This is a genomic window from Lysinibacillus sp. G4S2, assembly GCF_030348505.1.
In the GTDB taxonomy this organism is placed as follows: domain Bacteria; phylum Bacillota; class Bacilli; order Bacillales_A; family Planococcaceae; genus Lysinibacillus.
Genome location: NZ_JAUCFJ010000002.1, coordinates 2,874,731 through 2,887,747 on the forward strand (window position 1 = coordinate 2,874,731; position 13,017 = coordinate 2,887,747).

The following is a 13,017-nucleotide window of genomic DNA, read 5'->3' on the forward strand; positions in this document are numbered from 1 at the left end:
AAAATTGGGTGGGTAAAAAACCATCCAATTGGTCGTTTTCTTTTATTTATAACATAACTAGAATATTAAATGAAAGGAGGGATATTCATGGAAGCATTTCTTCATGGAATGATTTTAGCATTTGGACTTATTTTGCCCTTAGGCGTACAAAATGTTTTTGTATTTTCTCAAGGCGCAACTCAACCAAATCTAGTTCGAGCATTACCAGCCAGCATTACTGCTGCAATTTGTGATACGCTACTCATCGTACTTGCGGTTTTTGGTTTATCTCTAATCGTGCTGCAATTTGAATGGCTACGCATCACTCTAATGACTGTCGGTATACTTTTCTTACTTTATATGGGCTACACAATTTGGCGCTCCAATCCGGCAACTGCCGATAAAAATGAAGCACTCCCTGTTAAAAAACAAATTTTATTCGCACTCTCTGTCTCTCTCTTAAATCCACATGCCATTTTAGATACAATTGGCGTTATTGGGACGAGCGCTTTAAAATATAGTGGCACGGAGCAAATGTTGTTCACCGCAGCATGTGTTTTGATTTCTTGGTTATGGTTTTTCGGTCTTATTATCGCTGGTGCATCCCTGAAAAAACTCGATAGCTCTGGAAAACTTATGAATATATTTAATAAATGCTCAGCCGTTTTTATATGGGCAACCGCTATTTATCTTTTGACTGGCATTATGTAAAATTTGTTTACATAAAAACGCTCAGGTACCCAAATCTTCGGAGTACCTGAGCGTTTTGCGAGTTGTTGGTTTGGAATAAAGTTTGATCTAAAATATCCTAAAAATCCATATTTCAAGTTAAATGGTAAGAACTCATTTTGAAAAATGATTGATCAAAACGGGTTATTTCTTTGTGAAATACTATGCAATTTTTATAATAAAGTTTGATCATTTTCTACCTAGTAATTCTAAAACAATCGCGCCCTTTAATTGAATAAGGATTTTTTGTTTATTTGTATATTGCTAGGAAATTATCATTTCAAGACTACGTACTGATTTATGCTAAAAACCAGAATTCGATCCTATAACGACAGTAGCGTCTAGTTCCTCGTCTCTAACCACCTTCGTGGTAAGCCCAGCACCAACAAAGATTTCAAGGGTCTGAGTTGCCTGCATTTCGCTCGTCTCTATTAAAAGATGTCCTCCCGGTGCTAGCCAGAGAAAAGCTTCTTTTGCTACTCTTCGCTGAATGTCAAGTCCATCCTCTCCTCCGTCAAGCGCCATCTTCGGTTCATGTAATCGAGCCTCCTGTGGGAGCAGCTTTATTGCCTCGGTAGGAACATAAGGTACGTTCGCAACTAGGGTGTTCACATGGCCTTTAAGTGCGTGAGGCAGAGCTTTATACAAATCACCTTCAAAAACATGGCCACCGAAATCGGTTACGTTGCGGCTTGCACATCGTACTGCGACAGGGTCAATGTCAACAGAATACAATTCAACTCGTCCTAAAGCTGCCGCCAGTGCTACACCCACAGCACCTGACCCGCAACATAGATCAACGACGATATCACCAAAACATGACAGAGTTTCCGCCTGGTGAACAAGAAACTCGGTACGTTGACGAGGCACGAAAACGCCTCGGTCCACTTCTATCCGCAACCCACAGAATTCTGCGTATCCAACAACATATTCAAGTGGTAAACCATCGGCTCGCATTTCCACCATTTTCTTGAGGTCCTCTGGAGTTCGTGCCTCTGAAATAAGTAACCGGGCCTCATCTTCTGCGAAAACACAACCCGCACTCTGAAGCCTGTTAATTATACATTTTTCCGTTTTATTGTCCAAAAAGAAATTAACTTCTTTTCCTATTTATCTCACCACTTTCGCTTATTTATAACTCTATATTCGTTAAAAATTGGAGATATCCTTTTTCAACAAAAAGTCCAATTCAAAAAGATTCGCACTTATTCCATTAAATTTTAATGAAATAACCCGAATTTATCCTTTGATGGTAAAGTTATATCCTTTTAATGGCTGTAGAGTAGAATAGTGAATAATAATTCCAGTTATTAAAGAAATTAATCCCCAAATTAATGCAAGGAAGTGTACCTGAGAGCTTGGTAGAGTATAAATAAAAAGGCAACCAAGTGAAACTCCCAACATAACAAGTATGAAATACAAATAATCTAAATGAACCCAGCAAAGAATGAGAAGATGAGCGACATTTATAATACATATTACGGGAAGTAACATATCCACGTTTAGTTGTTTAATGAGCAACAATACTGGAAGGCAAACAACTATGACACCGGAAGAAAATCCAACTAATGATGAGTACTGATTCGGTTTTGTAGACATTTTCATCACTTTAAATAATGCTGCTCCAATTACAGGAGTGAGTAATCCACCCCAGATATAGAACTCTACTACTGCCTCTTTAGGTAATACATAAGTTAATAGAAATGCTAATAACCAAAAAATAGCACCCGCAATTAACATAAATCCTCCGCCTCGAAATCCTTTGATAAAATCATAGCGATCTTGATTAATCTCAATATTTTTAGGTACAAAAGGTATCCTCACAGTTTCCCTCCTCAATTAGACTTCCACATCATTAAATGGCCCGTTTGTTGAATTGTCATAATCCATGTTGTCAACCTTTTTACAAATTATTGGACTTTATTACAAATGATCAATCTTTATTTTAAATCTACACGAGTTATACCTGATTACTTTTCCTGCCTACATGAGCAGTTCCGGGGCTGACCTGATCACTTCTTCTGCTGACCTGAGCAGTTCCCGGGATTACCCGATCTACTTCTTCTGCCTACCCGAGCAGTTTCCGGGCTGACCTGATCACTTTCTCTGTCTACCTGAGCAGTTCCCGGGATTACCCGATCTACTTCTTCTGCCTACCCGAGCAGTTTCCGGGCTGACCTGATCACTTTCTCTGTCTACCTGAGCAGTTTCCGAGCTGACCCGATCACTTCTTCCCCCAACCCGATCAGTTCCCGGGATTACCTGATCACTTCTTCTGCAGACCCGATCAGTTCCCGGGTATAGTTTTTACAGCTTAAAATAAACGGTCATCTTTTCATTAAACACTTCTGTCTCAATATATCGTTCACCATGATCGTCATTCACATAGTGAATATCATGTAACAGTACATTTGCCTTTAATAGTGCTTCGTGCTGCTGGATGATAGTTGTTGCTTTGGCACTTCCGGCAATCGAAATCGATATATATTGCTCAACTGGAAGTTTCATTTTTTTGCGTGTATCTTGAATTGTGCGAATTAGTTCTCTAATTTGCCCTTCTTCAAGTAAGCTAGTTGTCAGCTGTACATTCAAAAGGACTCGACATGAAGCATCTTCTGCTAAGATGTAATGGTCCTTTACGATGGATTCAGTCAACACGTGCGCTTTTAACAATGTTACCTGTTCCCCATCAATCGTTAACTCTATAGCCCCTGTTCGTTGTAATTCATTTTTCTCCTCATCATTTAAATTCACTACATAATCTTTAACGCTGTTCACTTTTGGTCCAAATGCTGCACCTGCCGTTTTAAAATTAAGCTTATACTGAACAGTTTCATATGCTGAAAAATCATTTGTCCAAACACATTCTTTTATATTTAATTCATCTTTTACGAGCTCGCTATATGGTTGATAATCTGTTAACTCGCCGTCAACAGAGACAATGATTTCACTTAACGGCTGCTTTACCTTGATCCCTTGACTATTCCGTATACTGCGTCCTAGCTCTACAATTGTTAAAATATCGGCCATTTCTTTTTCAAGCTTAGTATTAACGAGCGCTTCATTGTATGTTGGGTAGTTTTGTAAATGCACACTTTTTCCGCATAATTGTCGATATAAATCTTCTGCGATAAATGGCGTGAAAGGTGCTAGTAATTGACAAATTGTCATCAGAAGCTCATACAGTGTACTAAAGGCACCTCGTTTATCCTCTGACAGCCCATTTGCCCAAAATCTTGCTCGTGAGCGACGGATATACCAGTTACTTAGCTCTTCTACAAGCTTGCCGATTTCACGTGTTGCCTGCGTAAATTGATAATCATTCATAGATTTTGTCACAAGCTGGATTGTATGATGTAATCGAGACAAAATCCAATGATCTAGTTTTGTACGTGTACCAGTCTTATCAGCATCGTACTGGAAGCCATCGATTTCTGCATAAAGCTGATAAAATTTGAACGTATTATCTAGTGTATCGACTAGCTTCGATTTCGCATCCATTACATTCTTCTTTGAAAAGCGTTTAGGATTCCAAGGAGAACTGTCGACTAAAAATGCCCACCTTAAAGCATCCGCTCCGTACTGTTCTATCAGTTCAACTGGCTCTAATGCATTTCCTTTACTCTTCGACATCTTCTGTCCGTGCTCATCTAAAACATGCCCTAAAGAAAGTACATTTTTATAAGGTGCTTTACCTGTAAATAAAGTCGAAACAGCTAAAAGACTATAGAAAAATCCACGCGTCTGGTCGATACCTTCAATGACAACATCGGCCGGGAATTGATTGTTAAATGTATCAAGATTTCCAAAAGGATAATGATGCTGAGCGAACGGCATTGAACCACTGTCAAACCATACATCAATGACTTCAGGTGTACGTTCCATATCACCCTTACAATTTGGACAAGTACAAACAACCTCATCGATATACGGCTTATGAAGCTCTATGTCTTGTAAAGTGCTCTTCGATAACACTTTTAAGGCAGCAATACTATTTGGCGCCTCTTCATGACCACAATCCTTACAAACCCATACATTGAGTGGCGTTCCCCAATAGCGATTTCGGCTAATATTCCAGTCCACTAAGTTTTCCAAAAAGTTTCCAAATCTACCGTGTTTAATATGATCGGGATACCATGTGACTTGTTCATTATTTTGTAAAAGCTTATCTTTCAATGTAGACATATTGATAAACCAGCTGTCAGTCGCGTAGTAAAGCAAAGGTAAATCACAGCGCCAGCAATGAGGATAGCTATGCTCATATTTTTCCTTATCAAACAATAGCTCATCTTTAGCGAGTATTTTTATAATGTCGACATCACAATCTTTCACAAATTTACCGACAAGCTCTGGGACATCTTCTGTATAACAGCCTTTCAAATCAACAACATTGACAAACGATAGTCCATTTTGCTGAACTGTTTTATAATCGTCCTCCCCATAGGCAGGCGCGATATGGACGATTCCAGTTCCACTATGCTCTGTGACGTAATCGGCCAGCACAACGACATGACCTTTACTAACGGTTACGTATGAAAAAGGTGGAATGTACGATACACCTTCAAATTCATGCCCCTCATGTTCACTTAACACTTCAACAGAATCAGCAAACACTTTATTCACTAGTGATTTTGCTAAGATATAGACTTTATTGTGCTGCTTCACTCGAACATACATAAGTTTAGGATTCATCGCCAGTGCAACATTAGCAGGTAATGTCCATGGTGTCGTTGTCCAACCAAGAAAATATTCATCTTTATCCTTCAGTTTAAACATTGCCGTGACAGATAAATCTTTGACATCCTTATAGCCTTGCGCAACCTCATGAGAGCTTAATGGTGTTTGACAGCTAGGGCAATACGGCGAAACGCGGTGCCCCTTATATAAAAGCTTTTCCTTGTGCACATGACTTAAAATATTCCAAACGGACTCAATATAATCATTGCTTAGCGTTAAATAGGGGTCATCCATGTCAATCCAATAGCCAAGCTGCTCTGTAAAGGAGCGCCACTTCTTCTCATAGGTAAAGACACTTCCCTTACACTCTTGAATAAATTGTTCGACACCATATTTCTCAATTTCTTGTTTTCCTGAGATGCCCAGCTTTTTTTCCACGCCTAACTCTACAGGCAAACCATGTGTATCCCAGCCAGCTTTACGCTCAACTAAATAACCTTGCATCGTTTTATAACGAGCCACGACATCTTTAATCGTTCTGCCAAATGCGTGACCTACGTGTGGTAATCCATTCGCTGTGGGCGGTCCTTCGTAAAATACAAAAGGCTTATTGCTAGAACGATTCACAACAGACGCTTGAAACGTTCCTTCTTGTTTCCACAATTGACGAATTCTTATTTCTCTTTCTACTGTTGTTTCTTTTTTCTCTTCGACTTGCATGTAAATTCCTCCTATACTGTTGTATAAAAGGCATACAAAAACCCCGTCCCAAGTAAGGGACGGGGTTAACCGCGAATACCACCCTAATTCTATTGAAACAGCGTTCAATAGCACTCAGCAACGTACAATCATACGTGTTCTTTTTAACGGTAGACACCCGAATCAGCTTACTATGTTCAGCCAATCTTCTCAGAGAGGATCTTCATGTAACACTTGCACACCGACTTCCACCAATATGTCGGCTCTCTGTAGAACAAAATGAAACACTACTCTTTCTCATCAACGAATTTGTATGCTTTTATTGTCACTCATCGTAACAAACTAATTTCCGTCTGTCAATAATTACAAATTACTAATATCGTATTTGATTTCCGTTCCTGCTGAGCGCTTTCCCGAAGACGTTCAGTCGAAGCGGAAATCAACTTTTACTTTAATAAAATATTACCCTCAACTTTTGGTGATGAACCAATTTCCCTATAATTCATCGAGACATGCTTCGATACTTTTATGAAGAGCTGCGAACTTAGACTTTCCATTTGTTTTAATATAAAAGCTTTTTAAAAAGCTTTTACAGTTAAAAAGTAAAATTCTGTGATGATGTACATCGAGCTGTTCTTTTTTTACTTTTAAAGTAGCAGGTAATTGTTGCAGCAACTTAATGATCTCATGCTCCTCTAAACCTTGCTCAAGCATAGTGAAAATAGGAACTAAAATCCGTTCATCTTCATTGTGAATGAAAGCATAATTTTCTTGCAAAATGGCGTTCCATAATGCGCTTACAATTTCGATATAAGAATCTTTGTTTAATTTTGAATTTTTTACCAATTTATCGATTGCATCAGCCATATGTGCAACACTATGAGCCCAGCCTTTACCTGGCACGTAACCTCTTACATCTGTTTCAGCTGATAAATAAGCTAGTAATTGATCTTTACAATCATTAATTTTACGCTCAGATAAAAAATCGTCTTCATGATCCCTATGTAAAATAAGTGCGATAAGAAGCGACGTAAATGTTCGAGTAAAAACTAAATCTGATTCGCTTTCAGTAATACCCTTAAAAAGCAAATTATTCAGACTATAATCTAAAAGCTCCGCTAAAAGTGAATGCTCAAGTAAGTTTTTTTCTAAAATTAATTCATAAAACGTACTATAAATTAAGTCATCTCTCAGTTCACTATCTAATGAACCGATATGTAGTAACATTGAAAGAATTAGCTGCCTTTGATTCTCCTGTTCCCAGATAGTTTCTACACTTTCTAATGCTAGAAGTATTTCTCTTAAGTTATCTTCCTGTAATAAGTTTTCATTCATTATCATAAAGCATGTTCCCCTTTGCTGTTTAACATTAAGTCAATGAAATGAAATATTCAAACAATCCACTTGAATGCTATTATTTTTTATAGTTCACTCCACTTTCTTGATACATTCCACAAGATTTCACCTTTATTGTTGATTGACAATAATCACAATTAGCCTGCATAAACAAAACAAGACATTACCATATTGTACCATAATTTAAATGCAAAAACTATTAGTTTAAAGAAAAAGGCTAGACATTCCTATGGCACGAATGTCTAGCCTTTTATTACTAATATTCCTCTACTATTTTCGTGCTACCGATATCTTTAAAATCTATGAAAGGATTAGGAACATCTAATCTAATACTCTCACTATATTGTACTTCCACTCGATCACCTATTGATAATGTTTCAGGGACATCCACCAAAGGGAACCACGTACCATTAGTATGTTTCCGAACAATTTCATCCGCGGATAATTTACCAATATCAGTTGAATCTACGCCCGATACAACTAAAAACTCATGTTCCTTTATAGCTACGACCGTCCCTTTCCTTGTATGAAGCAATTGACTTTCCTTCGCAGGAATCTTATATTTTTCACGTAAAGAGGCTACTTCCTTACTATAATGCTGTTCAAAATAGTTTTTAGCATCTCTCTCTACGTACCAATTTAGTATCTGGTCATCTACATCCGGATATTCATTTTGAGCATGCTCCCACAATAACTTGAGCATTGCAAATTTATAGGCGATTGGCCTAGCATAACGTTCGATAAACTCTTCTTTTGTAAGATGAAGCATTTGTAAACGTTCTTCTAATGTTGGATTTATTTCAGCGCTAAGTCCTTCCATCAATATTTTTAGATTTTTATCAATTTCTTCTTGTGTAGGCACTAACCCCTTTGATTGTGCATAAGCAAAGGAAGATTCTAGAGATAAAAAACTATTAAAACTTGATGGATACAAGCGATCCTTACCATTTACGAGGGAATCCCTTTGCAAATGTAATTCTAGAATTTTTTCATCTAAAACAGTTGGTATACTTGCTGTTTGCTCCTGATTTTCGCTGAATTGAGTATACAGAAATAGTCCAATACAAACTGTCAATATTATAGACATTACACTATATTGCCAACGCCAAGACCTTTTTTTCATCTCACGCTGTTCCAAATGCTGTACAACATTGGTCATAACACGCTTTTTGCTTTCGCTTAAATCATTTAATACCCTCACATCGACTTTACTCATGCAGCAGGACCTCCCATTCAATATGCTGTAGCTTTGGCTTTAATAACTCTCGTCCACGACGTAACCTTGTTTTCACCGTACTCTCCGGAATACTTAAAAGCTCTGCAATTTCAATAACAGGCATTTCCTCAAAATAAAAATAAATAAGGACCTCACGCTGTTTCAATGGTAGTGCTAAGATGGCGTTTTCAACTAAGGTTTGTTCATCCTGCTGCACTAGCATGTCCCTTTTCATGATAGCCTGCTTGGCAAAGATTTTCTGTTGAACTTGTATTTTACGGTATGTCCAGCTGCGTAAATAGTCTTTACTTTTGTTGATGACGAGCCTCGATAAATATGCCCGTAATTCTCCTCTTTCTTCATAGTTTTGCTGATTATCGTAAAATTTAATAAATACATCTTGAACGATATCTTCAGCACTTTGTAAATCCTTGACGTAATAAAAGGCAAGTCGGATGAGCCTTTCTGTATGCTGCTGCATTATTTCTTCGAGTTCTTTAATTTCAAGCAACATCTCTCCCCCTCTCTGCCCTATAAACGGTGCTCACGGTATAGAGGTTTGCTTTTTTTGTATTTTTTTTAAATAAATGATACCTGTTCTTTGAACTGTGGTTTTCTTGAGTTGTATTTCTTCCTAAGCCGAGTCCAAGGCTAACTCGAGTAGTTATTGGCTTTACCTGATCACATTTCTCGACTACCCGAGCGGTTTTGAGCTTTACCCGATCACATTCCTTGGCTACCCGAGCGGTTTTGGGCTTTACCTGATCACATTCCTTGGCTACCCGAGCGGTTTGGGGCTTTACCCGAGCACATTCTTCGGCTACCTGAGCGGTTTGGGGCTTTACCCGATCACATTCTTCGGCTACCTGAGCGGTTTGGGGCTTTACCCGAGCACTTTCTTCGGCTACCTGAGCGGTTTGGGGCTTTACCCGAGCACTTTCCTCGGCCACCCGAGCAGTTCTGAATTCATTATTCTAAATTTTCATCAGAAAAAGGAGTGATGACCGTTTTTTCGGATGAAGACAGCACAATATTCGTTGAAGGTGTTCCATAAGGCATCGCATCATCAATAAACTGCTCTAATGTTTCCACTGAGTTAGTTGCAATTTTTACAATATAACTGATTTCACCCGCTACACGATAGCATTCAAGGACATCGGGATGTGCGTTACAAAAATCCGAAAGACTTTTACAATCAATTGATTTAAATAAAATAATGGCTTGAATGTCGCGATTGATCTTTTTTAAATTAACCCTAGCACCGTAACCTTCAATAATCCCCTGCTCTTCCAGTTTTCTTACACGTTCAATAACAGCTGGAGACGATAAATGAACCATAGCCGCTAATTCCTTCATCGATACTTTTGCATTTTGTTGTAATTGCTGTAAAATTTCACGATCTATTTGATCCATAAGTATCCACCTTTTTTTATAAACTAGATTTAATAAAATTCCTTTTATTATAAAGCAAATTATCTAAATTACATTATACAGATTCTGTCATTGAATAGCATTATTCTCTACAATTAGACGTATAAAGGAGGCATTAATAACATGAAAAAAATATTATTACTATTAGCAAATGGATTTGAGGCAGTTGAGGCGAGTGTTTTTACAGATGTACTTGGCTGGAATAAATGGGAGGGTGATGGCACAACAGAGGTCCTGACCGTAGGATTGCATCAACAATTGCAATGTACATGGAATTTTAACGTAGCTCCTGAAAAGTTGCTTCATGAAATTTCATTAGAGGATTTTGATGCACTTGCGATTCCTGGAGGCTTTGAAGAGGCTGGATTTTATGAAGATGCTTTTAGCGAGGAGTTCCAGGCGGTAGTTCGTCATTTCGATGAACACAAAAAACCTATTGCGACAATTTGTGTAGCTTCCCTTATTTTAGGTCATAGCGGAGTACTACATAATCGAAAAGCTACTACTTATAATCATCCAACTAGTAAACGATTAGCACAGCTACAATCCTATGGTGCAGATATCGTAAATGAACGGGTTGTTCAGACTGAGCACATTATTACATCCTCAAATCCAGGTACTGCATTTGATGTTGCCTTTTGTTTACTAGAAAGGCTGACATCTGTGGAAAATACAAAGAAGGTAAAGGATTTAATGGGGTTTAATTAATTTAATGAAGCTGTCTCCACTAAACACTTGGATACAGCTTCATTCCATTTAATTTGATATTAATTGATATAATTTCGATCCAAATTCTTTATTTTTTGTAACCAATGAAATTGTTCTTGTTCTTCCAAAATTATTAATTGGTAAGGCAAAAAGCTGAAGATGACCGATATTTTTAGCCATAAGCTCTGGAACAATCGTAATTCCCATTCCAGTACTTACTGCTCCAAAAATAAAATCCCCAAAGTTTACCTCAGTTATGATATTTGGTGTGTAGCCAAGAGATTGTATTTGTTCTACTATCTCCTTCCTTGAATCACAAGGAGCTTCATGAACAATAAGCGGCTCCTCACACAATTCAGCAAGCTCAACTGTTGCTCTTGAATTAAAACGATGATTCAAAGGAAACACAGCATAGTAAGGTTCCGTAAACAATTCCCAACTCCACAAAGATTCTCCCGTATATTTAGCATCCACAAATACTGCATCAAGTCTACCTTTTTCTAAAGATTGTAACAGTTCATTTGAAGTATTTTGAATCATTAATGTTATAGGTCGATCTAGTTGCTTAAGTTCATTCATTTTGTTTGGCAAATAGTAAGTGGCTAAGCTAGGCAGACCACCGATTGCAATAGGGTTACTCTGACTAAATTGCTGTAATTCTTCACGAATAGATGTTAATTCAGTCAAAACTGGTGTAATTCTAGTGTAAAAACGTTCGCCAGCTTCTGTTAATTCGATACCAATAGATGTCCTATGAAATAGCTCGATACCAAGATTATTCTCTAAGTTTCGTATATGTTTACTTAGTGCAGGTTGGGAAAGATTAGTGATTTGTGCAGCTTTAGAAAAACTTTTTTGATTGGCAGCGGCAATAAAACTGTGTATCCATTCTACATTCATTATATTCACTCCATAGCCTATAACGTTTTGTTATACCCTTATAAAATAGTGATTGTTCCATATTCAACGTTTTCTAGTAATCTATTAAATATAGAAGGTGCTTCGATTATAACATATTGTTATAAGTTAACTAATCGAAAAAATGCTTAGCATCTTTAATATATGGAGGTTCAATAGATGAAAAATGTTTTATTATTATCCTTTGGCATGTTTGCCTTGGGCTTTGATGCCTATGTGATCGCAGGGCTTCTTCCAGGAATTAGCGATACGTATCAAAAAAGCACGTCACAAGTCGGCCAAGCTGTGAGCGTTTTTACTTTATTTTACGCAATTTCAGCGCCATTATTCTCTTCTTTACTTGCAGGAAAACCAATTAAAAAAATCTTAATATGGTCAATGCTTATTTTCACTATAGCAAATAGTATTACAGCTTTAGCGCCGACTTTTTCTATTCTTCTTCTATCAAGAGCAATTGCGGGGACAGGGGCTGGATTATTTTCACCTTTAGCTGTAGCAGCTTCTACAAAATTCGTTTCTAGTGAAAAAAAAGGGAGAGCTCTAGGGTTGACTATCGGAGGAATGAGTATGGGAACAGTGCTTGGCGTTCCTTTAGGAATCTATATATCAAACTTATTTGATTGGAAAGTAACACTTTGGCTATTAGTGATGATCGGTGTAATTTCTATTTTATGTATGTATATTTTCCTACCCGATTTCCCAACAACACCTCCCCCCGCCCTTAACGAACGACTAAAAATGTTCCTAGATAAAAGAGTAACTATAACTGTATGTATAACATTTTTCGGCAGTGTTGCCAGCCTTGGCTTATACACATATCTATCTCCCCTATTAGAGGAAATGGCAGGCTCCAGTAACTTAACGATATATCTTTGGGCATGGGGATTGGGTGGCTTATTTGGAAGTATAATAATTGGTTACTTAATCGACTATTTCGGAAAACCAAAAACTTTGGTTACAATCATATTATTTACTTTAACTTTATCCATTATTTGTATACCATTAATGATTAACTTACCTATAATAAAATACTTACCGTTCTTTGTCTGGGGAGCAATGGGATGGGCATGTCAAGCACCTCAACAACATATTTTACTATCATATCAGCCAAATAACGGAAGCTCAGCAGTGGCATTAAACAGCTCTGTAAATTATTTAGGCAGTGCAATAGGCGCAAGCTTAGGCGGGATTGTATTGTCCTTACAAATTGGATCAATTAAGTTGATTTATTTTGCAGTAATTTCTATGTCATTTGCAATTTGTTTACAGTTTTATAGCATGAAGAAAAAATTTAGCGATTAAAT

Annotated in this window: 11 protein-coding genes and 1 other annotated feature; of the genes, 3 read left to right on the top strand and 8 right to left on the bottom strand. The window is 37.5% G+C overall.

Translation table 11 applies throughout. The features are described from left to right. Window positions 1-87 precede the first annotated feature (87 nt). The gene (locus QUF91_RS14805; RefSeq protein WP_289418268.1) at window positions 88-690 is read left to right on the top strand and encodes a LysE/ArgO family amino acid transporter; all 603 of its coding nucleotides are present in this window, start codon (window positions 88-90) and stop codon (window positions 688-690) included. A 321-nt stretch (window positions 691-1,011) separates the two neighbouring features. Here QUF91_RS14805 and QUF91_RS14810 read toward each other — a convergent pair whose 3' ends face one another. The 7 genes from QUF91_RS14810 to QUF91_RS14840 all read right to left on the bottom strand — a co-directional run bounded on the left by QUF91_RS14810 (window position 1,012) and on the right by QUF91_RS14840 (window position 10,069). Further along, window positions 1,012-1,794, bottom strand: coding sequence for a putative protein N(5)-glutamine methyltransferase (locus tag QUF91_RS14810; protein ID WP_285399664.1), 783 nt, complete (start codon window positions 1,792-1,794; stop codon window positions 1,012-1,014). A gap of 153 nt (window positions 1,795-1,947) precedes the next feature. Further along, window positions 1,948-2,532: a DUF7010 family protein gene (locus QUF91_RS14815; protein ID WP_289418270.1), complete on the bottom strand. Its 585-nt coding sequence runs from the start codon at window positions 2,530-2,532 to the stop codon at window positions 1,948-1,950. Between the two features lie 483 nt (window positions 2,533-3,015). Next, window positions 3,016-6,105, bottom strand: coding sequence for an isoleucine--tRNA ligase (gene ileS, locus QUF91_RS14820; protein ID WP_289418271.1), 3,090 nt, complete (start codon window positions 6,103-6,105; stop codon window positions 3,016-3,018). 52 nt (window positions 6,106-6,157) lie between these two features. Next, window positions 6,158-6,397 (bottom strand) — a binding site (T-box leader). 182 nt (window positions 6,398-6,579) lie between these two features. Next, window positions 6,580-7,425, bottom strand: a complete 846-nt coding sequence (locus QUF91_RS14825; protein ID WP_289418273.1) for a DUF2785 domain-containing protein — start codon at window positions 7,423-7,425, stop codon at window positions 6,580-6,582. 271 nt (window positions 7,426-7,696) lie between these two features. Next, window positions 7,697-8,656, bottom strand: coding sequence for a DUF3221 domain-containing protein (locus QUF91_RS14830; protein WP_289418274.1), 960 nt, complete (start codon window positions 8,654-8,656; stop codon window positions 7,697-7,699). Next, the gene (locus tag QUF91_RS14835; protein WP_289418275.1) at window positions 8,649-9,167 is read right to left on the bottom strand and encodes a sigma-70 family RNA polymerase sigma factor; all 519 of its coding nucleotides are present in this window, start codon (window positions 9,165-9,167) and stop codon (window positions 8,649-8,651) included. The genes QUF91_RS14830 and QUF91_RS14835 overlap by 8 nt, the downstream gene beginning before the upstream one ends. Before the next feature lie 458 nt (window positions 9,168-9,625). Next, complete coding sequence (locus QUF91_RS14840) at window positions 9,626-10,069, bottom strand: Lrp/AsnC family transcriptional regulator (protein ID WP_289418276.1); 444 nt, start codon at window positions 10,067-10,069, stop codon at window positions 9,626-9,628. Between the two features lie 141 nt (window positions 10,070-10,210). Here QUF91_RS14840 and QUF91_RS14845 point away from each other — a divergent pair, with 141 nt between their 5' ends. Further along, the gene (locus QUF91_RS14845; protein ID WP_289418278.1) at window positions 10,211-10,795 is read left to right on the top strand and encodes a DJ-1/PfpI family protein; all 585 of its coding nucleotides are present in this window, start codon (window positions 10,211-10,213) and stop codon (window positions 10,793-10,795) included. Between the two features lie 48 nt (window positions 10,796-10,843). On the opposite strand, the gene QUF91_RS14850 is transcribed toward QUF91_RS14845, so the two are convergent. Then, window positions 10,844-11,695 carry a LysR family transcriptional regulator gene (locus QUF91_RS14850; RefSeq protein WP_285398997.1) on the bottom strand — a complete coding sequence of 284 codons (852 nt, stop codon included), beginning with the start codon at window positions 11,693-11,695 and terminating at the stop codon, window positions 10,844-10,846. Window positions 11,696-11,872: 177 nt separating this feature from the next. Between QUF91_RS14850 and QUF91_RS14855 the strand changes: the two genes are divergently transcribed. Next, window positions 11,873-13,015, top strand: a complete 1,143-nt coding sequence (locus QUF91_RS14855; protein WP_289418280.1) for an MFS transporter — start codon at window positions 11,873-11,875, stop codon at window positions 13,013-13,015. Window positions 13,016-13,017 lie beyond the last annotated feature (2 nt).

Excerpts from the sequence above, each read along its gene's own strand:
- ileS (WP_289418271.1), bottom strand. The coding sequence starts at position 6,105 with ATGCAAGTCGAAGAGAAAAAAGAAACAACAGTAGAAAGAGAAATAAGA.
- QUF91_RS14805 (WP_289418268.1), top strand. The coding sequence starts at position 88 with ATGGAAGCATTTCTTCATGGAATGATTTTAGCATTTGGACTTATTTTG.
- QUF91_RS14840 (WP_289418276.1), bottom strand. The coding sequence starts at position 10,069 with ATGGATCAAATAGATCGTGAAATTTTACAGCAATTACAACAAAATGCA.
- QUF91_RS14830 (WP_289418274.1), bottom strand. The coding sequence starts at position 8,656 with ATGAGTAAAGTCGATGTGAGGGTATTAAATGATTTAAGCGAAAGCAAA.
- QUF91_RS14845 (WP_289418278.1), top strand. The coding sequence starts at position 10,211 with ATGAAAAAAATATTATTACTATTAGCAAATGGATTTGAGGCAGTTGAG.
- QUF91_RS14850 (WP_285398997.1), bottom strand. The coding sequence starts at position 11,695 with ATGAATGTAGAATGGATACACAGTTTTATTGCCGCTGCCAATCAAAAA.
- QUF91_RS14855 (WP_289418280.1), top strand. The coding sequence starts at position 11,873 with ATGAAAAATGTTTTATTATTATCCTTTGGCATGTTTGCCTTGGGCTTT.
- QUF91_RS14825 (WP_289418273.1), bottom strand. The coding sequence starts at position 7,425 with ATGATAATGAATGAAAACTTATTACAGGAAGATAACTTAAGAGAAATA.